At 64.4% G+C, this 25,236-nt stretch carries 14 protein-coding genes; 12 read left to right on the top strand and 2 right to left on the bottom strand.

Annotated elements, in window-relative coordinates:
- Positions 1–215: 215 nt before the first annotated feature.
- Positions 216–12,716 carry a VCBS domain-containing protein gene (locus tag XH89_RS19195; protein WP_194462027.1) on the top strand — a complete coding sequence of 4,167 codons (12,501 nt, stop codon included), beginning with the start codon at positions 216–218 and terminating at the stop codon, positions 12,714–12,716.
- A gap of 107 nt (positions 12,717–12,823) precedes the next feature.
- Here XH89_RS19195 and XH89_RS19190 read toward each other — a convergent pair whose 3' ends face one another.
- Positions 12,824–13,498, bottom strand: coding sequence for a hypothetical protein (locus XH89_RS19190; protein ID WP_194462026.1), 675 nt, complete (start codon positions 13,496–13,498; stop codon positions 12,824–12,826).
- 278 nt (positions 13,499–13,776) lie between these two features.
- On the opposite strand from XH89_RS19190, the gene XH89_RS19185 reads away from it, so the two are divergent.
- Both XH89_RS19185 and XH89_RS19180 read left to right on the top strand, forming a co-directional pair.
- Positions 13,777–13,947 carry a hypothetical protein gene (locus tag XH89_RS19185; RefSeq protein WP_194462025.1) on the top strand — a complete coding sequence of 57 codons (171 nt, stop codon included), beginning with the start codon at positions 13,777–13,779 and terminating at the stop codon, positions 13,945–13,947.
- Between the two features lie 84 nt (positions 13,948–14,031).
- Positions 14,032–14,271, top strand: coding sequence for a hypothetical protein (locus tag XH89_RS19180; protein ID WP_194462024.1), 240 nt, complete (start codon positions 14,032–14,034; stop codon positions 14,269–14,271).
- A 423-nt stretch (positions 14,272–14,694) separates the two neighbouring features.
- On the opposite strand, the gene XH89_RS19175 is transcribed toward XH89_RS19180, so the two are convergent.
- Entirely contained in the window at positions 14,695–15,615 is a 921-nt protein-coding gene (locus tag XH89_RS19175; protein WP_194462023.1) for a LysR family transcriptional regulator, read from the bottom strand.
- A gap of 107 nt (positions 15,616–15,722) precedes the next feature.
- Between XH89_RS19175 and XH89_RS19170 the strand changes: the two genes are divergently transcribed.
- The 9 genes from XH89_RS19170 to XH89_RS19130 all read left to right on the top strand — a co-directional run bounded on the left by XH89_RS19170 (position 15,723) and on the right by XH89_RS19130 (position 25,214).
- Positions 15,723–16,046 carry a Dabb family protein gene (locus XH89_RS19170; protein ID WP_194462022.1) on the top strand — a complete coding sequence of 108 codons (324 nt, stop codon included), beginning with the start codon at positions 15,723–15,725 and terminating at the stop codon, positions 16,044–16,046.
- A complete protein-coding gene (locus tag XH89_RS19165) occupies positions 16,043–17,122 on the top strand; it encodes a maleylacetate reductase (RefSeq protein ID WP_194462021.1) in 1,080 nt (359 codons plus the stop codon). The genes XH89_RS19170 and XH89_RS19165 overlap by 4 nt, the downstream gene beginning before the upstream one ends.
- A 5-nt stretch (positions 17,123–17,127) precedes the next feature.
- Positions 17,128–18,492: an amidohydrolase family protein gene (locus XH89_RS19160; RefSeq protein ID WP_194462020.1), complete on the top strand. Its 1,365-nt coding sequence runs from the start codon at positions 17,128–17,130 to the stop codon at positions 18,490–18,492.
- 19 nt (positions 18,493–18,511) lie between these two features.
- Positions 18,512–19,414, top strand: a complete 903-nt coding sequence (locus XH89_RS19155; protein ID WP_194462019.1) for an NAD(P)-dependent oxidoreductase — start codon at positions 18,512–18,514, stop codon at positions 19,412–19,414.
- Between the two features lie 15 nt (positions 19,415–19,429).
- Positions 19,430–20,314: an intradiol ring-cleavage dioxygenase gene (locus tag XH89_RS19150; RefSeq protein ID WP_194462018.1), complete on the top strand. Its 885-nt coding sequence runs from the start codon at positions 19,430–19,432 to the stop codon at positions 20,312–20,314.
- A 62-nt stretch (positions 20,315–20,376) separates the two neighbouring features.
- Complete coding sequence (locus tag XH89_RS19145) at positions 20,377–21,768, top strand: FAD-linked oxidase C-terminal domain-containing protein (protein ID WP_194462017.1); 1,392 nt, start codon at positions 20,377–20,379, stop codon at positions 21,766–21,768.
- Positions 21,765–23,297 carry a sugar ABC transporter ATP-binding protein gene (locus XH89_RS19140; RefSeq protein WP_194462016.1) on the top strand — a complete coding sequence of 511 codons (1,533 nt, stop codon included), beginning with the start codon at positions 21,765–21,767 and terminating at the stop codon, positions 23,295–23,297. The genes XH89_RS19145 and XH89_RS19140 overlap by 4 nt, the downstream gene beginning before the upstream one ends.
- Positions 23,290–24,240 (top strand): ABC transporter permease, encoded by a 951-nt coding sequence (locus XH89_RS19135; RefSeq protein ID WP_194462015.1) that lies wholly within the window; start codon positions 23,290–23,292, stop codon positions 24,238–24,240. Before XH89_RS19140 ends, XH89_RS19135 begins: the two co-directional genes overlap by 8 nt.
- Positions 24,237–25,214 carry an ABC transporter permease gene (locus XH89_RS19130; RefSeq protein WP_194462014.1) on the top strand — a complete coding sequence of 326 codons (978 nt, stop codon included), beginning with the start codon at positions 24,237–24,239 and terminating at the stop codon, positions 25,212–25,214. The genes XH89_RS19135 and XH89_RS19130 overlap by 4 nt, the downstream gene beginning before the upstream one ends.
- Positions 25,215–25,236: the final 22 nt, after the last annotated feature.

Genomic DNA, 25,236 nt, shown 5'->3' with positions numbered 1-25,236 from the left:
GACGGGACGGTGCGCGATCCCGTTAAGCTTGAGTCCGTAGTTTTCCCTAATCTTTGTTTCCTACTTGACGCACTTCGCGTTCTCGGAAACATTCCGCCTAATTTTAGAGAAGGATTTTATTCGCATCCGACTGGCGCAACATTTTCGCGCCGACACTGACAATGCCAATCGCGTTTCGACAGCTAACCAATGAATTTTGGGGAGGGGGCACAGCTATGTCAAATTCAGCCGCGATCATCGGTACACCCGCCAATTCGACGGTGACCGAGGATAGCAATCCGCAGACGCTGGTTGCGGCGGGTTTGATTTCGATTTCGGATGCCAATCCGGGACAGGCGGCCTTCAGGACCACGGTCATCGCCGCCGCGGGCGATCTCGGCACCCTCACCATCGCGGCCAACGGCGCCTACGTCTATTCGGTCGCCGACAGCAAGGTGCAGTACCTCGGCGCGGGCGACACCAGGGTCGACACCTTCACGGTCACCTCGCTCGACGGCACCCAGAAGCAGGTGTCGTTCACCATCTACGGCGTTAACGACGCCGCCGTCATCGGCTCACCCACCGTGGCAGACGTGACCGAAGATGCCACCAGCCCCACCCTCAAGGCGACCGGCACGATCTCGATTTCGGATGCCGACCAGGGGCAAGCCGCGTTCAAGACGGCCGTGATCTCCGCGGCAGGCAACCTCGGCAATCTGGTCCTGCAGAGCAACGGCAGCTACACCTATTCGGTCGCCGACAGCGCCGTGCAGTATCTCGGGGCGGACCAGGTCAAGACGGACGTCTTCACGGTGACCGCGCTCGACGGCACCACGAAGCAGATCTCCTTCACCATCCACGGCACCAACGATGCTGCCGTGATCGGAACGCCGACCCAGCACGACGTCTACGAAGATGCCAGCCAGCCCACCCTGTCGGTATCAGGGTCGATCTCGATCTCGGATGCGGATCAGGGCCAGGCCGCATTCAAGACGACGGTCACGGCGGCCCCAGGCACGCTCGGCAACCTCGTCCTTGCCGCCAACGGCACCTACACCTACTCCGTGGCCGACAGCGCCGTGCAGTATCTCGGCGCGGGCGAGACCAAGGTCGACACCTTCACGGTCACCTCGCTCGACGGCACCACCAAGAAGGTGTCGTTCACCATCCACGGCGTCAACGACGCCGCCGTGATCGGCACGCCGACCGTGCACGATGTCACCGAGGACGCCACCAAGCCGATCCTCTATGCGATCGGCACCGTCTCGATCACCGACGCCGACCAGGGTCAGGCTGCATTCCAGCCGGCGTTGCTGGCCGGCAGCGGCAATCTCGGCGCGCTGATCATCGGCAGCAACGGCGCCTACATCTACGCCGTCCTCGACAGCGCCGTGCAGTATCTCGGCGCCGGAGACACCAAGGTCGATACCTTCACCCTGACGGCGCTCGACGGCACCACCAAGCAAGTCTCCTTCACCATCCACGGCGTCAACGACGCCGCCGTGATCGGCACGCCGACCGTGCACGACGTGACCGAGGATGCCAATCCGACCACACTGACCGCCTCCGGCACCATTTCGATCTCCGACGTCGACCAGAACCAATCCACGTTCAAGACCACCGTGACGGCGGCAGCGGGTACTCTCGGCACGCTCTCGATCGCGACCAACGGCGCCTACACCTATTCGGTTGACGATTCCAAGGTGCAGTATCTCGGCGCCGGGCAGACCAAGACCGAGACCTTCACGGTGACCGCCTTCGACGGCACCCAGAAGCAGGTGACCTTCACCATCCACGGCGTCAACGACGCAGCCGTCATCGGCACTCCCACGGTGCACGACGTCTACTCCGATCCGAGCACGACCACACTGACCGCCACCGGGTCGATCTCGATCTCGGACGCCGACCAGGGCGAGGCGGCGTTCAAGACGGCGGTGGTTTCGGCGGCCGGAAATTCGGGACACCTGACGCTCGCATCCGACGGCAGCTACACCTACTCTGTCGCCGAAAGCGTGGCGGCGCAGCTCGGCAGCGGCAATTCGAAGGTCGACACATTCACGGTGACCTCGCTCGACGGCACCAGCAAACAGGTCTCCTTCACCATTCACGGCGGTGCGCCGGCGAACACCCCGGCAACGATCGGGGATCCCACCAACGCCAGCGTGACCGAGGACGTCGGCGGCGCCACGCTGACGGCATCCGGCACCATTTCGATCAGCGATCCCGACGCCGGCCAGGCCGCGTTCCAGACCAATGTTGCGGCGGGCGCCGGCAATCTCGGTACGCTCTCGCTGCAGAGCGACGGCAGCTATACCTATTCGGTCGCCGATAGCGCCGTGCAGTATCTCGGCGCCAGCGACACCAAGGTCGACACCTTCACCGTCACATCGGTCGACGGCACATCGAAGGTCGTCTCGTTTACGATCTATGGCGTGAACGATGGCGCCGCGATCGGCGATCCGGTCAACCACGACGTCACGGAAGACACCGCCGTTCAGCCTTCCGGCGACCTCGTCGCGTCAGGCCAGCTGTCGGTGGTCGATCCGGACCAGAACCAGTCCTCGTTCCAGCCCGGCACCATCACGGGCGCCGGCAATCTCGGCACCCTGACGCTCGCGGCCGATGGCACCTACACCTATTCGGTCGCCAACGCAGCGACCCAATCGCTCGCCCTTGGCGACACCCACGTCGACACTTTCACCGTCCACTCGTCCGACGGCACCGCCAAGGTGATCTCGTTCGACGTTCACGGCATCAACGATCCGGCCGTCATTGGCGATCCGCCGGCGTATGACGTCACCGAGGACGCGACGACGCCGACATTGTCGGTGTCGGGCCAGATGACGGTGATCGATGCCGATCATGATCAGTCCGGCTTCTCCACCAATGTGGTGTCCGCCCCGGGTAATCTCGGCCAGCTGACGATCTCTGCCGACGGCCATTACACCTACAGCGTCGACAACGCTGCGGTGCAGAGCCTCGCTGCAGGCGAAGTCCGGAACGAGACCTTCACCGTCTCCTCGATCGACGGGACGCAAAAGCCTGTTACGTTCACCATCCACGGCAGCCAGGACGCCCCTGCCCTCCAGGTCGCAACCGCGTCGGGCACCGACGACGCCGCGATTCCGCTCTCCATCGCGGCCCATCTGGTCGACGACAGCGGCACGCTGGGGCCGATCGTCATCACCGGCATTCCATCAGGCTATACGCTCAACCACGGCACCTATTTCGACGGCGACGGCCATTGGGAAGTGCCATCCGACGCTGCCACGCTCTCCACGCTTGCACTGATTCCCGGCGCCGACGCCCATCAGGACACGCTGCTGCTCAACGTCTCGGTCGCCTCGATCGAAAACGGTCAGCAGGCCTTCACCTCGACCACGATGACGGTCAACGTCGCGGCGGCCCTGAGCGATGCCAGCGCCCGCGCGGTCGACGGCTACGTCGCCGGCGCGTTCGTGTTCGCCGACGCCAATGGCAACGGCATCTACGATGCGGGCGAGGCGTCCGCCACGACCAATGCCGACGGCAGCTTCACCCTGCACGACCCTCACGGCGCCCTGATCATGTCGGGCGGAACCGACATCTCCACCGGCCTCGCCTTCACGGGCACGCTCACGGCACCGGAAGGCTCGACCGTCGTCACGCCGCTGACAACGCTCATCGCCTCCGTCGTCGCCGCAGCTGCGGCGAACAACGTCGTCATCTCGGCGGCGGACGCGGCCACTCAAATCGCCAGCGCATTCGGCATCGATCCGACCAAGGTCGACATCACCACCTTTGACCCGGTACCCGCCGCCGTAGGCGGCAATGCAGAGGCCACCGCGGTGCTCGCCGCCGGTGTCCAGGTCCAGAGCACCGTCGTCCAGATGGCGGCGGTGGGCGCATCATCGACGGCCGTTGTCGACGCCATCGCCAAGACGATTTCAACGGCCGGCACTATCGACCTCGCCTCGGGCGATACCGTCACCGCCATCGCCACGGATTCCAAAGTCAGCGCCGATGCGATCGCAACGGTGACGGCCGTCGTGCAGGCGGCTAACACCAGCATCCAGGATGCTCAGAACGTCACCACCATCGCGCAGGCGGCACAGGTCGCCCAGGGCGACGCGGCGACCTCGCTCGCGTCGATCACCGACTTCACGGACTCCAATCAGACCTCCGTGGTGACCCAGACCTACGTCACCGATCTGTCGACCCAAGTCAAGGAGGCGGTCGTCGCCAGCCCGACCGGCCCCATCCTCGGCACGTCGGGCAACGACGTCCTGACCGGCACGGCAGCAATCGACACCATCGACGGCCTCGAAGGCAACGATCAGATCTCGGGCGGCGACGGGGCCGACCTGCTGTTCGGCGGAGCCGGCAATGACCGCATCGCCGGCAACGCCGGCAACGACCATATCGATGGCGGCGCCGGTTTCGATCGTGCGCTCTACACCGATGCAACCGGCGGCGTCACCTTCAACATGGCGGCCGGCACCGCCTCCGGGGCGGGCGTCGACAACGACACGCTCGTCAACGTCGAAGCCATCGTCGGCAGCGCATTCGACGACACCTACGACGCGACAGGATTCACCGGCGTTTCCGGCATCCCGGGCTCCCCGATCGGCTACAACGAATTCGAGGGCGGCGCCGGCAACGATACCATCATCGGCACCGTCAATACGCAAGGCGCCTTCCTGACGCGCGTGTCCTATGTGAGCGCGACCGCCGGCGTGACCGTGGATCTCGCGGCCGGCACTGCCGACGGCGACGCGTCTGTCGGACACGACACCTTCCTCGGCGGCATACAGTCGGTCTGGGGCTCGAGCCACGACGACATCCTGCGCGGCAGCAATAACGGCTTCGGCACCGTCGAGGTGTTCGCAGGCTTTGCCGGCAACGACACGATCGACGGCCGTGGCGGCTTCGACCGCGTCGACTACAACCAGGATCCGACCACGACTTCCGGTATCACCGTTCACCTCGCCGCCGGCACCGTGACCGGCGACGCATCCGTCGGCACCGACACCCTGGTGTCGGTCGAGGCGGTGCGCGGCACCAATTTCGCCGACACCTACGATGCAACGGGATTTTCCGGCAGCAGCATCAACGCCGGTTCGTTCGGAACCTTCAACGAGTTTACCGGCGGTGGCGGCAACGACACCATCATCGGCAACGGCAACACCCGCATCAGCTTCAACAACGCCACATCAGGCGTGACGGTCGACCTGCAGACCGGCGCGACGCCGGGCACGGGCACTGCCACCGGCGATGCGTCCGTCGGCACCGACACCTTCAGCGGTGTCAATGCCGTGCAAGGGTCGATGTTCGACGATGTCATCTACGGCAGCAACAACACGGCCGTGGCCGAAACCTTCACCGGCAATGGCGGCAACGATTATATCGACGGCCGCGGCGGCTTCGATATCGCCAGCTACAACAACATCTATCTGGCGACCGGCAGCATCACCGTCAACATGGCGGCGGGCATCGTCACCGGCGATTCCTCTGTTGGCACCGATACGCTGCGCTCGATCGAAGGCATCCAGGGCACGGTGAACGCCGACACCTACGATGCGACCGGATACGGCGCGGCCGGCGCCCTCAACGTCGGCAACAACGGCACCTTCAACCAGTTCGAGGGCCTCGGCGGCGACGACGTCATCACCGGCAACGGCAATACCCGCCTGATCTACGCCAATGCGGCTGCTGCCGTCACGGTGGACCTGTCGCTCGGGACCGCCCATGGCACGGCGGCAGGCGACGTCGCGGCGATCGGAACCGACAGTTTCACCGGCGTCTTCAGCGTGACCGGCTCGGCCTTCGGCGACACGCTGATCGGCAGCGCCGGCAGCGACGTGTTCATCGGCAATGGCGGCAACGACCAGATCAACGGCGGCGCCGGCGGCGACATCGCCATCTACTCCGGAACCAAGGCTCAGTATTCGATTACGACCGATGGAGCCAGCCACGCGACCGTGACCGACAACGTCGCCGGACGTGACGGCACGGATACGCTGACCAACGTCGAAGCAGTGCAATTCACCAACGGCACCGTCCTGATCACCTCGGGAAGCGCAGCGAACCCGGTCGACCTGTCCGACCCCAGGCTGTTCTTCACCGCCCAGGCCAACCCGTTCACGACGGCGACCGGATCTGCCGACGATTACGTCAAGATCAACCAGGGCCTCTCGGGTCACCTCATCGACCTCGGCGCCGGCGCAAACGATACCGTGATCCTCGGCATCACCGGCGGCTACAACCTCAACCTCGCCAATGTCGAGCACCTGGTCGGCACTGCAGGCAACGATTTCGTCGGCTTTGCCTCCAACATCAACGGCCTGACCATCGACATGGGCGGCGGCAACGACAGCGTCAATCTCGCCAACGGCGCGAACTCCGTCAGCGTGACCAATGTCGAGATCTTGACCGGGAGCGACTTCGCAGCCGGCAACGTCTCCAACGACACGCTGACGCTGCTCAATGATGTGAGCGGCCTGTCTGTCAACCTTGCCAACGGCGTCAACACGCTGAACCTCGCGGCGGGCGCCAACGCCTTTACCAACATCTTCAATGTCGATGCCATCAACGGCACCGGCTCGGACGATACGCTCTCGGTCGCCAACAGCCTTTACTCGCCGAACAACGACGTCTCGATCGACCTCGGCGCCGGAAACGACACGCTGACGGTCGCCTCGCAGTTTGGAAACTTCGCGCTTCATAACGTCGAACATCTGGCCATCACCGCCGTCGATGCCTTCTACACCCTGACCAACGACCAGAGCGGCCTCGCCGTCGACTTCGGCGGCGGCAATTCAGGCCTGCAAATCGCGGCTGGAAGCAACAGCCTCGCGCTGACCGGCCTGCAGAACGTCAACACCGGCGACTATGTCGGCGGCAGCGCCGCCTCCGACGACACGCTGACGCTGCTGAACGACGTGAGCGGCCTGTCGGTCAACCTCAACAACGGCTTCAACACGCTGAACCTTGCCGCAGGGGCCAACGCCTTCACCAGCATCTTCAATGTCGACGCCATCAACGGCACGGCATCCGATGATGCGCTCTCGATCGTTAACAGCCCTTACTCGCCGAACAACGACCTCTCGATAGATCTGGGCAGCGGCAACGACACGCTGACCATAGGTTCGCAGTTTGGGACCTTCGCCCTCCAAAATGTCGAACATTTCGTCGTCACCTCAGCTAATTCCTACTACACCCTGACCAACGACCAGAGCGGCCTCGCCATCGACTTCGGCGGGGGCAATTCCGGCCTGCAGATCGCGGCTGGAAGCAACAGCCTCGCGCTGACCGGCGTGCAGAATGTCGGAACCGGCGACTTTGCTGGCGGCAGTGCCGTCTCCGACGACACGCTCACGCTGCTGAACGACGTCTCCGGGCTGACCGTCAACCTGCAGCAGGGCAACAACACGCTGGACCTTGCGGCGGGAACCAATTCGATCACCGCCTACAACGTCCAGCATATCAACGGCACCGCGTCCGACGACGCGTTGACCATGCTCAACGACGCCGGCGGCGACACCATCGATCTGGGCGCCGGCAACGACACGCTGAACCTCACCGGGTTCAACGGCGGCGTCACCGTCATCAATGTCGAGCACGTCAACGGCAGCAACCAGACCGACTTCATCACCATCGCCAACACATTGGGCACCACGACGGTGACCGGCGGCGGCGGCAATGACTTCATCACGGCAAGCGCCGCGACCGACGTCTTCCGCTACACCGACGCATCCGAATCCTCGATGGCGACCGGCGAGGATACGATCAACAATTTCGATGCTACGCAGGATCAGATCCTGCTGGACGGCGTCGCAGGTCTCGCCGGCTCCGTGCACTTCATGGCATCGGGCGTGCTCGACGGCTCGCCCGCGACGCCGCATACCGAGGCCATCCTCGCCAATGTGGGCGGCCAGACCCAACTCCAGATCGACGTCGACGGCAACGGCACGATCGACGCCAACGACATCGTCATTGTCATGAACGGTCTCGCCGGCACCTTGAGCGATGCCAACTTCGCGGTGATCGCGCCGAACCACGCGCCGACCGACATCGCGATCTCCAACGCGACCGTCGCCGAGAACAGCCCGGCCGGCACCGTTGTCGGGACGCTGTCCGACACGGACCCCGACGCTGGCGACGGCGCCACCTTCACGCTGACGAATGATGCCGGCGGCCTGTTCGCCATCGCCAACGGCGCCCTCGTCACCACGGCTCCTCTCGACTTCGAGCAGGCCGCCTCCTATCAGGTCGTCGTGCAGGTCGCCGATACCGCAGGAGCGACCTTCAGCAAGACGCTTCAGATCGGCGTCACCAATGTGAACGAGGCACCGACCGACGTCACCCTGTCGAACGCCTCTGTCCTGGAGAACGCGGCTGCTGGCACCGTCGTCGGCACGCTCGGCGCGATCGATCCGGACGCAGGCGACAGCGCCACCTTCACGCTCACCGACAATTCCGGCGGTCTGTTCGCAATCTCGAACGGCAATCTGGTCACTACCGCTCCGCTCGATTTCGAGCAGGCGGCTTCCCACCAGGTCACGGTTCGCGCCACCGACGCGGGTGGATTGTCGTACGACAAGACGTTCACCATCGCGACCATCAACGTCAACGAAGCGCCGACCGCCGTACTGCTGTCCAACGCCTCGGTTGCGGAGAACAGCGCGGCGGGCACCGTCGTCGGAGCCCTGTCGGCGGTCGATCCGGATGCGGGCGACAGCGCCACCTTCACGCTCACGGACAATGCCGGCGGCCTGTTCGCGATCTCGAATGGCAATCTCGTCACCACCGCCCCCCTCGATTTCGAACAGGCGGCCTCTCACCAGGTCACGATCCGCGCCACCGATTCAGGCGGACTGTCCCACGACACGACGTTCACCATCGCGACCACCAACGTCAACGAGGCGCCAACCGACATTTCGTTGTCCAACGCTACCATTCCCCAGGGCACGGCCAATGGCACCGTCGTCGGGACCCTGTCGGCGGTCGACCCGGACGCCGGCGATACCGCAACGTTCTCGCTGGTCGACAATGCTGGCGGCCAGTTCGCCGTCAGCGGGAGCAGCCTGGTGGTTGCCGGCGCGCTCTCCGCAGGTCCCCAGCAGGTGATCGTGCGCGACACGGATTCCGGCGGGCTGACCTTCGACAAGACGATCACGATCACCGTCAACTCCGGCGCTCTTGTCGTCGGCACGGCCGGTCCGGATACGCTTGTCGGCACGTCCGGCGACGACACCATCCAAGGGCTCGCCGGCAACGACCGGCTGCAGGGCCTGGGCGGCAACGACACGCTCGACGGCGGCGTCGGGTTCGACCGCGCCATATATTCCGATGCAACCGTCGGGCTGACCTTCAATCTTGCTTCCGGGACGGTCAACGGGTCGGCAGCCGGCGTCGGAACCGACACGCTCATCTCGGTCGAAGGCATCGTCGGTACCGACTTTGCCGATACTTACGATCCGACCGGATTTACCGGGTCCAGCGGCGTGCCGGGCGCTCCGGACGGTCTGAACGAGTTCGAAGGACGCGGCGGCAACGATACCATCATCGGCTTGGTCAACAGCCAGGGCGCGCTGCTGACGCGGATCTCCTATGTCAGCGCTACGGCGGCGGTGACGGTCGACCTCCAGGCCCACACCGCGACCGGCGATGCATCGGTCGGCACCGATACCCTCGTCGGAAGCTTCTCGAACGTTTTCGGCTCGGCGTTCGACGACACCTTGCTCGGCAGCATCAATCCGTCCGGAACCGTCGAGGTGTTCGACGGCCGCGCCGGAAACGATTTCATCAACGGTCGCGGTGGCTTCGACCGGGCCGACTACAACAACGATCCCGCAACCACCACCGGCATCACCGTGAACATGGCGAACGGTACGGTCGTCGGCGACAGCACGATCGGATCGGATACGCTACGCTCGGTGGAGGCCGTTCGCGGCACCAATTTCGCGGACACCTATGTCGCGACCGGCTTCAACGGCGCCAGCACCAATGCGGGCTCGAACGGCACCTTCAACGAGTTCACCGGCAATGGCGGCGACGACAGCATCACCGGCAATGGCAACACACGACTGAGCTTCACCAACGCAACCGCGGCAGTGACGGTCAACATCGCGAACGGAACGGCCAGCGGCGATGCGTCGGTCGGTCACGACACCTTCACCGGCGTCAACGCGATCATGGGATCGATGTTCGACGATACCATCGTCGGCAGCGGCAACACGACCAGCGCCGAGACCTTCACCGGTCTTGCCGGCAACGACTTCATCGACGGCGGCAGCGGCTTCGATATCTCGAGCTACAACAACATATACTTCACGACTGGCGCCGTGACCGTGAACATGGGCGCCGGCACCGCCACGGGAGATGCGTCGATCGGATCCGACACACTGCGTTCGATCGAAGGAATCCAGGGGACCAATTTCAACGACTCATACAACGCAAGCACGTTCGGCACCGGGACCGCGCTCAATATCGGTAGCAACGGCGCCTTCAACCAGTTCGAAGGTCTCGGCGGCAACGACACGGTGGTCGGCAACGGCAACACCAGGATGATCTACTCCAGCGCCACCGGAGGCGTGACCATCCACATGGCCGCCGGTACCGCCGACGGCGACGCGTCGGTTGGTCATGACACCTTCTCCGGCGTCAACAGCGCGACCGGCAGCCAGTTCGCCGACACCTACGACGCGACCGGCTTCACCGACAGCGGCACCTTCAACAGCGGCACCTTCAACCTGTTTGAAGGCCTTGGCGGTAACGACACGATCACTGGCAACGGCAACACCCGCATCGCCTACTCGCAGGCGGCGGCCGCAGTAACGGTCGACCTGTCGCTCGGAACTGCACACGGCACGGCGGGCGGCGATGTCGCCAATGTCGGGACCGACACCATCATCGGCGGTGTCAATTCCGTCCAGGGGTCGAACTTCAACGATACCTTGACCGGCGGCGCCGGGAATGAATTGTTTTTTGGCGGTGCCGGTGACGACACAATCAGTGCCGGCGGCGGTAACGACCAGATCACCGGCCAGGCCGGTAACGACACGATCGACGGCGGCGCCGGCACCGACATGGCGATCTACACCGGTCCCTCCTCGGCCTACACCATCACGACTCTCGCCGGTGGGCAGATCCAGGTCGCCGATTCCACCCCCACGCGGGATGGCACCGACGTCCTCACCAATGTCGAGGTGCTGCAATTCAGCGACGTCACGACGCTGCTCGCCTCTGGAACCGCGGCCAGCCCGATCGACATCTCAACCATGGGCCTCGGACCCAACGGCAACGCAGTCCATGGAACGACGGGCGACGACTACCTTATGGTCGGCGGCAGCGCCTTTGGCCATCCGATCGATTTGGGCGCCGGCAACGACACCGTCGCGCTGGCCGCAGGCGTCACCCTCACGCTTGTCAATGTCGAGAATGTCGTCGGCAGCAGCGGTGACGACTTCATCGGCCTCGCCAACAATGCCAATGGATTGTCGATCGATGGCGGCACCGGCAACGACTTCGTCGGCCTCGCCAACGGCGTCAACTCGATCGTTGTTCACAACGTCGAGAACGTCAATGGCAGCGATTTTACCGGAAGCTCCGATGATACACTGACGCTGCTGAACGACGTCACCGGCGTCTCGGTCAATCTCGCCAATGGCAGCAACACGCTGAACCTCGCCGCAGGCGCCAACTCGCTGGTCGACATCTCCAACGTCCAGCACGTCAACGGGACGTCGTCCGACGACGTGCTAACGGTGACCGATACGATCTGGACGCCCGACAACAATCCGACCGTCGATCTCGGCGCCGGCAACAACACGCTCAACATCGGCTCTCAGTTCGAAAGCATGACGCTGCTCAATACGCAGCACCTCAACGGCAGCAGCCTGGACAACTACTTCACTCTACACAATGATGTCTCGGGCCTCGCGGTCGATCTTGGCGCCGGCAACGACACGCTCAATCTCGCCAACGGCACCAATTCGCTGAGCCTCGTCAACGTCGAGAACCTCAACGGGAGCGATTTCACCGGCGGGATCAACCCGAGCGACGACACGGTGACCCTGCTCAACGACGTCAGCGGACTGACCGTAAATCTTGGCGATGGGGTCAACACGCTGAATCTGGCCGCCGGCGTCAACTCGCTCGACAACCTGTTTGGCATCGCGCAGCTGAACGGAACGGCTTCGGACGACACGCTGACGGTGACGCAGCAGGCGTTCGGAACCGTGTTCGACATGGGCGGTGGAAACGACACCATCAACTTCCAGTCGGCCGCCAATAACCTTACGGTCGTCAATACTGAGACCGTCAATGGCAGCGCAGGCAACGACTTCATCACCATCGGCACCGGTGCGGCTGCCACCACGGTGACCGGCGGCGCCGGCGCCGACATGATCACGGTCGGGTCGTCGCCCGTGAACTTCAACTTCAACGCCGTCGGCGACTCGCAGGTCGGCAATGGCGACACCGTGGTCAATTTCGATGCCAGCAGCGACACCTTCACGTTCACGACCATGACCGGTCCGAACGGCTTCACCGGGGCGATCCATTTCGTCGGGACGGCAACTTTCGACGGAACCGCGGGCGCCCTGCAATCCGAGGCCCGGGTCGACAACGCCAGCGGAAATGCGACCCTTCAGATCGACGTCAACGGAGACGGCGTGATGGATTCACACGACATCGAGATCCACCTGACCAACTACACCGGAACGCTGCACGATTCGAATTTCATCCTGGCTTAGCGCGTCGAACACCGACACGCTGCTGACGCCAGTTGTATTCCCCGATGCGCGGCGGAGGGATCGACAACGATCCGCCCCGCCGTGACGTGTGATTTGTCGACCTGCCTTCAGCTTTCCGGAGCCGGCATCGTCGCCGGTGCGCCCAGCGGAGCTCCGCCGACCGAAACGGGTCCGAGGGATTTCGACTCCCGCATCATCCGCTTGCGTAACGCTGCGGGCAGTCCGTAACGGGCATGTGCCTTTCGGATGGAGGCCGTGACGTCCGACATCATTGTATTTTGCAGCGTGTCGATCTTCGCGATCAGCGAAGACAGCTGCGGCGATATCCTCCTCACGTCGCTCCGCTCGTCCGTAATGCTCTGGCGGAGGGACCCGAGAACCGTCGAATCCTGCTGCCGCAGCGCCGTATTTTGCTGCAAGGAGGAGTTGATCTCCTGGAGCGCGGCCGCCTGCTGCTGCTGGGCCGACTGGAGCTCCTTCAAGGCCGTCATGACCGGATCCGGTTTTGGTGCGGCCTGTTCCTGGCGGGGAAACAGCGCTGCCAAGCTGCCGATGTTGGGCGTGGGAAGATCAAACGGCGATGTATAGATGGCCGCCGCGCCGTTGATGGCCAGGGCACACACCGAGAATGCCAGAATCGATTTCCGGCTGGACCGCTTGCCCGGTGCCGGGGCATCCGGCACTTCCGACTCGGGGTGGGGTTCGGATGCTGCGGCGGCAAGTGCTGCGGCGTCGAGATGCTCGGCAAAGCACAGCGTGTCGGACGTCGTGGTCATCTGCATTGACCTCATGAGCGAGCAAAAGGAGGCCGTCGCCGGAACGTCCTCGCGACGCCTCCTTTACGCAGCACTCACTTACACAACTGCCTAAAATTGTGAGCATTTTGGATTAATTCCACGTTAGCGACGTGACTGCCGGACGGCCCGGTCACACCGGCCGAATACGGAACTGTGCGATGGAATTGGAATGCAGGAGGTAATATCCGTTCCCTCGGCCCGCCAAAAAAGCCGGAGACAGCCCGCTGGAAAGGTGTAGGATTCGATGAAACAGGAGGAACGGCATGTTTGAAATCACCGGTTTCGACACGGCAGGCGTCGTCAACCTCAAGCGGGAGTCCCTCGCTGCCGCCCTGAAGAAGGCCAGGGAGCTGATCCAGGACGGGTGCCGCGACGTTCAGATCGTCGATCCCGATGGCCGGGTCTACACCTCCTTCGAAGAGCAGGCTGCCTAGCGGCCGCCTCACCCACCCCAATCGCATGCACCGTTGAGCCGCCCGTCACCGGGCGCTAGGATGAGTCTTTCTACGGAGGCTCATTTGAAACAGGTCATTTTCATTGCAGCCGTTGCGCTGCTTGCCACGGCGCCTGCCCGATCCCAGGCTCTTGTCGATCCCAGCAAAGTTGCACCCGAATACCGTGAGGCGGCGGAGAAACGCCGCGCCGAGCAGATCCGTCAGCGCGAATGTGCCTTGAAGGCCGATCTGGAAAAGGTGCTTCCGCGCGATCGGACCGCCTATCTGAACCACTGCCTGGAGGCCATGGCCGCCAAACAATAGCGATTCACGGCCGGTGCACGCAACGCGTGCGATCCCCTCGCGAGAGGCGTTCAGGCTTTCTTCAGAGGTTCGGATCACCGTAGCTCCGATTTCCAATCATCCTTGTTTGTTGGCGCAATGAGCTCCGTCCAGATCCAGTGCATCCGTTGCAAGACGATGTTTCGCGATCGCGCGGGACGGTTGCAGGACGGCTACTCCAGGCAATGTCCCTGTTGCGAGGTGGTGCTGTTCTTCGCCGACGACTCGCAACATCCTTTCATCAAGCGCGCCATGCGAAGCGCGCGGCAGATGTGCAAGGAGCTGCGCGAGGCCGAGGCGGTCAGGCTCTCGACCCCGCCGGAACCGCGTGTGGCCCCCCGATCGCGATCGTCCACCGGACGGACGCGGGTGCAAGGTCGATCCGAGTAATACGCCGTCAGCCGTTCAGGGCGTCTCGATCCAGATCCCGGCATCCGAATGCGCGCGGATGTGATCGACCAGAAAATCCGAGAACACCCTGATCTTCGCCGGCAGCCGCAGGCGGTTCTGATAGGCGACGTTCATCGTCAGCAACGGCAGCTCCCAGTCGGTCAAGACAGGCACGAGCTTGCCGGCCGCGATGTCGCTCTGCACGATATAAAGCGGCTGGATCAGGATGCCGAGCCCTGCACGCGCAGCGCCGCAGATGATCTGACCGTCATTGCTGTCGAGCGTCGGTGCGATACGGACGGTCTGCGTCGTGCTGCCCTTGCTCAAGCGCAGCGAATAAGGATCGTTGGCGAGGTTGTAGACCAGCATGTCGTGGCGCGCGAGATCGGCGGGATGCTCAGGGGTACCACGCGCCGCGAGATAGGACGGTGCGGCCGCCAGCACGCGGCGCATCTGTCCTATGCGGCGGATGATGATGTTGGAGTCAGGCTCCTGCTCCCTTGTCCGGATCGCGACGTCGATACCGGCCTCGATGAAGTCAGGATAGCGGTTGGCGGCGATGATCTGGACGTCGAGCTTTGGATAGAGCTTGCGGAACGCCGGCAGCATCGGCGCCATGTAGATCATCGCAAAGGACAACGAACTGGTGACACGCAGCATGCCCTTGGGCGACAGCGCGCGATCGCTGACGGCATCCTCGGCTTCGGCGAGCTCGTTCAGCAGCGTGCCGCAGCGCTGCAACAGCTCCTGCCCGGCTTCGGTCAGCCATTGACGGCGGGTGTTGCGCTCGATCAGCCGGACCGCAAGCCGCTCCTCCAGCGCGCTCAGATGCCGGCTCGCCGCCGCGTTCGACATCCGCAAGGTCTCGGCGGCCTTCGAGAGGCTGCCGAGCTCGGCCGTCTTGGCGAACACCTCGAGCTGGAGAAGCCGATCCATTCTTTCTCATATCGGAAAAGAGACTTACGAATTTTGACCTTTATTTCCGATTTCTGCAAGGCAAAATGCCCCCAACAAGCAAGACGTCAGGCGAGGAAATCTGGGAAATGTCGGGTCCGATCAAGCACATCGTGATGTGGCGCCTGCGCGGGGAGACGACAGCAGAGCGCTCGGCGGCCAGGACCAAGGTCAAGACCCTGTTCGAAGGCCTCAAGGGCCGGATCGACGGCCTCACCCATATCGAGGTCGGCGAGGACGTCAGCGATGTCGATTATGCCTGCGACGTTGTCCTCGTCTCCGAGTTTACCGACACCGCCGCTCTGAAGGCCTACGCCACCCATCCGGAACATCTGCGTGTCAGGGAGGAGCTCGGCGACTTGCGGATCGGACGCTTCCAGGTCGATTATCCCGTCAAAGAGACCGGCGCATGATCGGTTCGTTCACCTTTGAAAATCTGCCCTGCCGCGTCGTCTTCGGCAGCGGAACGCTTGCCGCGGCCAAGGCCGAGGTCGAACGGCTCGGCGGCAAGCGCGCGCTGGTGCTGACGACGCCCCAGCAGGAGGCGCAAGGCAAGGCGCTCGGCGCCGCCCTCGGCCCGCTCTATGCCGGCCTCTTCGCCGGCGCCACGATGCACACGCCGGTCGAGGTGACCGAGCGCGCCATCGCGGCGATGAAGGCTTGCGAAGCCGATTGCGTGGTCGCGCTCGGCGGTGGCTCGACGACCGGCCTCGGCAAGGCACTCGCCTTGCGCACCGGCGTCAACCAGCTCTGCATTCCCACGACCTATGCCGGCTCCGAAATGACCCCGATCGTCGGCCAGACCGAGAACGGGCTAAAGACCACGGTGCGCGATCTGGCGGTGCTGCCGGAGACCGTGATCTACGACGTCGACCTGACCATGACACTGCCTGTCGGCCTCGCCGCGACATCAGGCATCAACGCCATCGCCCACGCCGTTGAGGCGCTCTATGCCCGCGACACAAATCCCGTGACCTCGCTGATGGCGGAAGAAGGCATCCGCGCGCTGGCGCGTGCCTTGCCCGCCATTGCCGCCAAGCCCGACGATCGCGCCGCGCGTAGCGATGCGCTTTACGGCGCCTGGCTATGCGGCGTCTGCCTCGGCACTGTCGGCATGGCCTTGCATCACAAGCTCTGCCACACCCTCGGCGGCACGTTCGATCTGCCGCATGCCGAGACGCACACCATCGTATTGCCGCATGCGCTGGCCTACAACGCGCCCGCCGTACCTGACGCGATGGCGCGGATTGCGCGTGCGATCGGTGCTTCGGACGCATCGCACGGGCTGTTCGATCTCGCCAGGCGATTGGGTGCCAAGCTCGCACTGCGCGACATCGGCATGCCCGAGAGTGGCATCGACAAAGCCGCCGATCTCGCGGTGACCAATGCTTATTGGAATCCGCGTCCACTCGAGCGGGACGCCATCCGCGACCTGATTGCGCGCGCCTGGGCCGGTGAGCCGCCGGTCACCACGAAAGCGGCGGCTTGACCGAGATGAAGCGTGCCCTCATCCAGTCAGCCACCGTCATCAGCATGGATGCTCGCATCGGCGATCTCCGCGAGGGTGACGTGCTGGTGGAGAACGGGCGGATTGCCGAGGTCCGCCCCGGAATTGACGCTGGAGACGCCGAGATCGTCGACGGCCGCGGCCGCATCGTCATCCCCGGCCTGATCAACGCCCACATGCACACCTGGCAGACGGCGTTGCGCGGCTTTGCCGCGAACTGGACGCTGCTCGAATATTTCCGCCGCATGCATGCGGGGCTCGCGACCCTGTTCACGCCAGATGACATCTACATTGCAACGCTCGTCGGCGCGCTGAACCAGATCAATTGCGGCGCCACCACGCTGGTCGACTGGTGCCACAACAACCCGACGCCAGCCCATACCGACGCTGCCGTACGCGCCCTGATCGAGAGCGGCATCCGCGCCGCCTTCTTCCACGGCTCGCCGAAACCGGAGCCGAAGCCGGGCGAGCCGCATTTCTCGGAGGTGCCGCATCCGCGCCGCGAGGTCGAACGGCTGCTGGCCGGCCCCCTCGCCGACCGTAATGGCTTGGTCACACTCGGACTTGCCATTCTCGGTCCGCACTATTCGACGCTCGACGTGTCCCTGCACGATTTTCGTCTGGCGCGAGAGCTCGGCCTGATCGCATCGATGCATCAGGGCGGTGGTCCCGCGAAGACGCCGGGCGGTTGGGAAAAGCTGATCGAGGCCGGCCTTGTCGGTCCCCACGTCAACATCGTCCATGGCAACGATCTACCCGATGTTCTCCTGCAAAGGCTGATCGATCTCGGCGTCACCTTCTCGGTGACGCCCGAGAACGAGATGATCCAGGGTCACGGCTTTCCGATCACGGGACGGCTATTGAGGCGCGGCGTCCGTCCCACCATCGGCATCGACCTGGAGTCCGTGCTCGCGGGCGATCTCTTCTCCGCGGCGCGCGTCGCGCTGTCGATGCAGCGCGCGCTTGACAATGCAGAGATGCGCGAGAGCGAGGGCACGATTCCGGCGACGACCACGATCCCGGCGCGCGAGGCGCTGGCGTGGGTCACGACCGAGGGCGCGCGCATGCTCGGACGCGAGAGCGAGATCGGCTCGCTCGCGCCAGGGAAGCTCGCCGATCTCGTCATCATCAACACTGATGATCTCAACCTCTTCCCGGTGCACGACGCCGTTGCCACTGTGGTGATGCAGACGAGCCTTGCCAATATCGAGGCCGTGATGATCGAAGGCCGCTGGAAAAAGCGGAACGGAAAGCTGCTGGTCGACGGGCTGGCGCGGAAGAAGGAGTTGCTCGCGCAATCCGGCCAGCGGCTGGTGCGGGACATCGAACGACAAGGGCACGCCGCGAGATAGCGGCCAACGGACAAGAAAAATGACTGACACGACCAAGACAATCGCCTTCATCGGAATCGGCAAGATGGGCCTGCCGATGTCCCAACTCGTCGCCAAGGCCGGCTATGGCGTCACCGCCTTCGATCAAAGCGCGGCGCGGCTCAACGAGGCGCGCGGACACGGCATCGCCGTTGCGGGCTCTCTCGCCGACGCCGTCAATGGATGTGCGGTCGTCATCACCTCCCTGCCCGAAGATGCTGCCCTGCGCGCCGTGATGCTCGGCCCATCAGGCCTGATCGGCGCGATGGCACCGAAGTCGGTCCTGATCGAAACCAGCACGGTCAGCGCAGAAGCCTCAAGCGAGGTCGATGTCGCGGCACAGGCACGCGGCATTTCCTATCTGCGCGCGCCGGTCTCCGGCAATGCGAGCATCGTCCACACCGGCGCGCTGAGCTGCTTCGTGTCGGGCCCGAAGCACGCCTTCGAGAGTGCGAGGCCGTTGTTTTCGAGTTTTACCCGCGCGCAGACCTATCTCGGCCCGGGCGAGGAAGCGCGCTACGCCAAGCTCGCGGTCAATCTCATGATCGCGGTCTCGGCCGCGATGATGGCCGAGAGCCTGGCGCTGGCGCGCAAGGGCGGCATCGGCTGGCAGGACATCCTGAAGGTGCTGGACGAGAGCGCGGTCGCCTCGCCCATGGTGAAGTACAAAACCGCCCCGCTCAGGACCCGCGATTTCGAGTCCACCTTCTCCTGTAGGCAGATGGCCAAGGACCTCGACCTCATCCTCGGCGCCGGCCATGCCGTCGGCGTGCCGCTGCAACTCGCCGCGCAGGTGCGCGAGACCTATGGCGGCCTGGTCGCGCAGGGCGACGGCGAGACCGACTTCATCGCGACCGTGAAGCATCTCGAACGGTTGTCTGGCCTGGGCGAACCCAAACTCTGATCGACGGAGGCGAATTTGCGTAATTTCAGCGAGACCAACATCACCGACGCCGTGCTGGAGCGCATCGCCGGCGCGGCCGATCCCCGCATCAAAGAGGTCAGCGAAGCCCTGGTGCGCCACCTCCACGCCTTCGTGCGCGAAATCCGGCCGACGCAAAAGGAATGGGAATACGGCATCGACTTCCTGACCCGCACTGGCCACATGTGCGACGACAAGCGCCAGGAGTTCATCCTGCTGTCGGACACGCTCGGCGTCTCCATGCTGGTCGATGCGATCAACCATCCGGTGCCGGAAGGCGCGACCGAGACCACCGTATTGGGTCCGTTCTTCGTCCAGGCCGCACCCGAGAAGCAGAACGGCGACGACATCGCAGGTCACATGGAAGGCGATCCCATGATCGTCACCGGCTCGGTCTCGACCGTCGACGGAAGGCCGCTCGCCGGCGCCGTGGTCGATGTCTGGCATTCCGACAATGACGGCTATTACGACGTGCAGCAGTTGGATGAGATCGGCGATCTCGCGATGCGCGCCCGATTCCACGCCGACGCCAATGGCCGCTTCCATTTCTGGTCGATCAAGCCCGCCGCCTATCCCATCCCGCACGACGGCCCGGTCGGCGAGATGCTGGAGGCGCAGGGCCGCCATCCCTGGCGTCCGGCGCATGTGCATTTCGTGATCGCAGCGCCGGGCTTCGAGCAATTGGTGACGCATGTGTTCGTCGCCGGCGACAAATATCTGGACAGCGACGTGGTGTTCGGCGTCAAGGACAGCCTGATCCACGACTTCGTGCACTGCCCGCCCGGCCGTGCGCCCGATGGTCGCACGGTGGCCTCGGCCTATTATCACCTCAATTACGATTTCGGCCTGAAGCGGGCCGCGAGCAACGCGCAAGCGGCGTAGGCCAGACGTCGAATCGACGGACTGACAACAGTCCGCGACAAGGACTGATACGGGGAGAGACGATGGGACCGCGGGTCGATAGTGCCGCATTGGCTGAGCGCCTCGCAGGCGTGGTCGGTCCACGCGCGAGCATCGCGCGCGGCGTGCTCGAGCAGCATGGCCAGAGCGAGTCGTATTATCGCGCCCTGCCCCCCGATATCGTCGTGTTCCCGGAGACGACGGCGGAGGTCGTCGAGATCGTCAAGCTCTGCGCCGGTGCGAACATGCCGATCGTGCCGTTCGGCGCCGGCACCTCGCTCGAAGGCAATGCGTCGGCGGTCGCCGGCGGCGTCTGCATCGACTTCGCGCGCATGAACAAGGTGCTCGCCGTCCACGACAGCGACATGAATGTCGTGGTCCAGCCAGGCATCACCCGCAAGCAGCTTAATGCCGAGCTGCGCGGCACCGGGCTGTTCTTTCCGATCGATCCCGGCGCGGATGCCTCGATCGGCGGCATGACCTCGACGCGCGCCTCCGGCACCATGGCGGTGCGCTACGGCACCATGAAGGACAACGTCATGGCGCTCGAAGTCGTGCTGGCCGATGGCCGGGTGATCCGCACCAGCAGGCGCGCCCGCAAATCCGCGGCCGGCTACGACCTGACGCGGCTGTTCGTCGGCGCCGAAGGCACGCTCGGAATCATCACCGAAATCACGCTGAAACTGCATCCGCTGCCGCAGGCGATCTCGGCCGCGGTATGCAGCTTCGATACCCTGCACAATGCGGTCGATACCGCGATCGGCATCATCCAGGCGGCCATTCCCGTCGCCCGCATCGAGCTGCTCGACGATGTCATGATGCGCGGCATCAATGCCTACGCCAAGCTCGGCTATCGCGAGGCGCCGACGCTGTTCTTCGAATTCCATGGTTCGGAAAGCGCGGTGGCCGAACAGGCCGAGCTCGCGCAGGCGATCGCCGCCGAGCACGGCGGCCGTGGTTTCGAATGGGCCAAGGCGGCGGAGGACCGCAGCCGGCTCTGGCACGCCCGCGACAATACGCTCTATGCCGGCCTTGGCCTCCGACCCGGCGCGCGCGCCGTCATCACCGACGTCTGCGTGCCGATCTCGCGCCTCGCCGAATGCCTGACCGAGACGCGGCGGGATGCTGACGAACACGGCTTCACCGCGCCCATCGTCGGCCATGTCGGCGACGGCAATTTCCACATGCTGATCCTGGTCGATCCCAACAAGCCGGAAGAGATCGACCGCGCCAAGGCGCTGCAGGCCCGCATGGTCGCCCGGGCCATTGCGATGGACGGCACCTGCACCGGCGAGCACGGCATTGGGCTGGGCAAGATCGACTATCTCGCCGATGAGCTCGGCGCGGCCGTCGACATCATGCGGTCGATCAAGACCGCGCTCGATCCTGATGGCTTGATGAATCCCGGCAAGATCTTTGCGGGAGCGCACGCATGAGCACTGCGTCGCACAAGGCGGCAAGCCATGAGGACAATGCGACGCCGCTGTTGCAGCTGCGCGGCATCAGCAAGGAATTTCCCGGCGTCAAGGCGCTGGACGACGTCTCCTTCGCGCTCTATCCCGGCGAAGTGCACATGCTGCTCGGGGAGAACGGCGCGGGCAAATCGAGCCTGATGAAGGTGCTGTGCGGCGCCTACAGCGCCGATGCCGGTGAGTTCTTCTTTGAGGGCGAGAAAGTCACGATTTCCTCGACGGCGGACGCGCAAAAGCTCGGCATTGCCGTGATCTTCCAGGAGTTCTCGCTCGTCCCCTATCTCGATATCGCCCAGAACATCTTCCTCGGACGCGAGCCGAAGGGCCGCATCCCCGGCACCATCGACCGCCGCAAGATCCTGGCCGATGCCAAGCGCCTGCTCGACACGATCGGTTTCGACATCGATCCCTCCGTCATCGTCAACACACTTGGCGTCGCCCAGCAGCAGATGGTGGAGATCGCCAAGGCCATCAGCCAGAACGCCCGCATCCTGGTCATGGACGAGCCGACTGCCGCGCTCTCCGACCGCGAGACCGAACTCTTGTTCGCGCTGATCGCGCGGCTGAAGGCCGACGGCGTCTCCATCGTCTACATCTCGCACCGCATGGCCGAGGTGTTCGCGCTCGGCGACCGCATCACGGTCCTGCGCGATGGCCGCCGCATCGACGGCGTCAAGCCGGCCGACGTCACGCCCGACCAGCTGGTCCGGATGATGGTCGGCCGCACCGTCGACATGACCTATCCGCGCAATTTTGCCGACAAGCCCGGCGAGGTGCTGCTTCAGGTCAAGAACCTCACCGCGCCGAACGGCATCTCCGACATCAATATCGAGGTGCGCCGCGGCGAGATCGTCGGCCTTTGCGGCCTGGTCGGATCCGGCCGCTCTGAAGTCGCACGCGCGATCTTCGGCGCCGATCCGGTCGCCTCGGGCGAGATCGTGTTCGATGGCAAGCCGATCTCCGGCGAGCCTGATATCGCGGCCCGCCGCGGCATCGCGCTGATCCCGGAGAGCCGCAAGAGCGAGGGCCTCGCGCTGCTGCGTTCAGTCGGCGACAATCTCGTGGTCTCGGCGCTGCGAAAGCTATTCCCGAGCGGACTGTTCGATCCGCGCAGGAGCCAGCGCACCGCCGATGGCCTGATCCGGCAGCTTCGTATCGCGACGCCGAGCGCACGCCAGATCGTCGGCCTGCTGTCCGGCGGTAACCAGCAGAAGGTCGTGATCGGCAAATGGCTGGCGGCCGGGGCAAAACTCTTCATCTTCGACGAGCCGACCCGCGGCATCGACGTCGGCGCCAAGTCCGAGATCTTCGCGCTGATCGACCGGCTGGTCGCCGAAGGCGCGGCGGCCCTGATGATCTCCTCCGAACAGGTCGAGATCTGTCATGTCTGCGACCGCGCCTATGTGATGCGCGAGGGCCGCGTCGCCGGGCATCTGGCGCGCAACGAACTCACCGAGGAGAACATCGTGCGATTGGGGATGCATCATGCGTGAGGCCGCGGTCGTAGCTCAGCTCCATCCGCTGCAGCGCATTCCCGGCGTCGCCATCGTGCTCGGCGCGCTCATCGTTTTGTTCGGTGCCATTGCGCCCGGCTTCCTCACCCCGGCCAACCTGTCCAACGTGCTGGTGCAGTCGACCATCCTGACCATGCTGGCGCTGCCGATGACGCTGATCATCATGACCGAGGGGCTCGACCTCTCGATGGGCGCGGTGCTGACGCTCACCTCGCTCTGCGTTGCCGTCGTCTCGCTCGCGACCAAGTCGATGCTGCTGGGCCTTGGCGCCGGCGTCCTGGTCGGTGCGGCCTTCGGCACCGTCAACGGCTGGCTGGTCGCAATTCTGGGCATCCCGCCTTTCGTGGCGACGCTCGGCACCCTTGGCATGGCGCAGGGCCTGTCGCTGATCGTCTCCGACGGCCAGAGCGTGGTCGGCATCCCCCACAGCGTCCGCGATATCTATTCGGCGACGCTGGCAGGCATTCCCGTGCCGATCGTGCTGGCGCTCGTCACCTATGCCGTCTTTCACGGCCTGCTCTATCACACCCGCTTCGGCAGCTATGTGTTCGCGCTCGGCGGCAACAGGGAGGCGCTGCGCTATGCCGGACTCTCGCCCAACAAGCTATTGATCGCGGTCTACGCGCTCGGCGGCACCATGGCCGGCGTCGCCGGCCTCTTGATGACCGCGCGGATGAATTCGGGCCATCCGACCGCAGGCCTCGGGCTCGAGTTCGATGCAATCGCGGCAGTCGCGGTCGGCGGCACCTCGTTCGAGCGCGGCAATGGCTGGTTGCTCGGCACCCTGCTCGGCGTCATCGCCGTCGGCGTGCTGCGCAACGGGCTGAACCTGATCTCGCTGCCCTCCTCGGTGCAGGTCGCAAGCGTCGGCGTCCTCGTCATCGTCGCGCTGTTCCTAGACGGTCTCAGGAGCCGGGCATGATCGACATCACCAAGGAGGCGTTGTCGCCGCCACGTTCCTTTCTGTCCCAGGACGCGATCCAGCTGTTCTACCGCCTGCTCGCCGTGCTGCTGATCTGCGCCGTGCTGGCGGTTCTGAACGAGTCCTTCCTCAGCCTCGGCAATATCCTCAACGTGCTGCGCCAGGCGAGCCTCACCTTCTTCATCGCTTCGGGCCTGACCCTGGTCGTGCTGACCGCCGGCCTCGATCTGTCGGTCGGCGCCAATGTCGCGCTCTCCGCCTGCATCGCCGGGACCGTGATCCACACCACGGGATCCTCAGTGCTCGGCATCCTCACGGGCCTTGCCTGTGGCGGCATCGTCGGCCTGCTCAACGGCATCATGGTGACGGCGCTCCGCATCCCCTCCTTCATCGCCACCTACGGCATGCTCTGGGTGCTGAACGGCCTGACCTACTGGTACATGGCGGGCGAGACGCTGCACGGCTTCCCGGCCGGCTTCCGCCAGATCGGCAGCGGCTATTTGTTCGGCCTGCCGATCCCAATCTATCTGCTGCTGGTGTTTCTCGGCATCGGCACGCTGTTTGCCCAGCGCACGATCTGGGGCCAGGAAATCTATGCGATCGGCGCCAATCCGGTCGCCGCCCGCCTCTCCGGCATTCCGGTCGCGCGGCGCCTTCTGCTGGTCTACGCGGTATCAGGCACGATGGCGGGGCTCGCCTCGATCATCTTTCTGTCCCGCCTCAATTCCGCCGAGGCTGACATCGGCGAGAGCCTGACCTTGCCGGCGATCGCAGCCGTGCTGATCGGCGGCACCTCGCTGTTCGGCGGCGTCGGCACCGTGTTCGGCACCTTCATCGGCGCTCTGATCCTGACGCTGGTGCTGAACGGCATGAACCTCTTGTCCGTCAGCGCCAATTGGCAGCCGCTCGTCACCGGCATCATCGTGATCCTGGCGGTCTGGCTCGACATGAAGACCCGCCGCCGCGCGCAATGAGTTCTCAAGCAAGCCAACAAAC

The organism is Bradyrhizobium sp. CCBAU 53340 (genome assembly GCF_015291645.1).
Lineage (GTDB): Bacteria > Pseudomonadota > Alphaproteobacteria > Rhizobiales > Xanthobacteraceae > Bradyrhizobium.
This window is presented reverse-complemented; position numbering and strand designations above follow the sequence as displayed.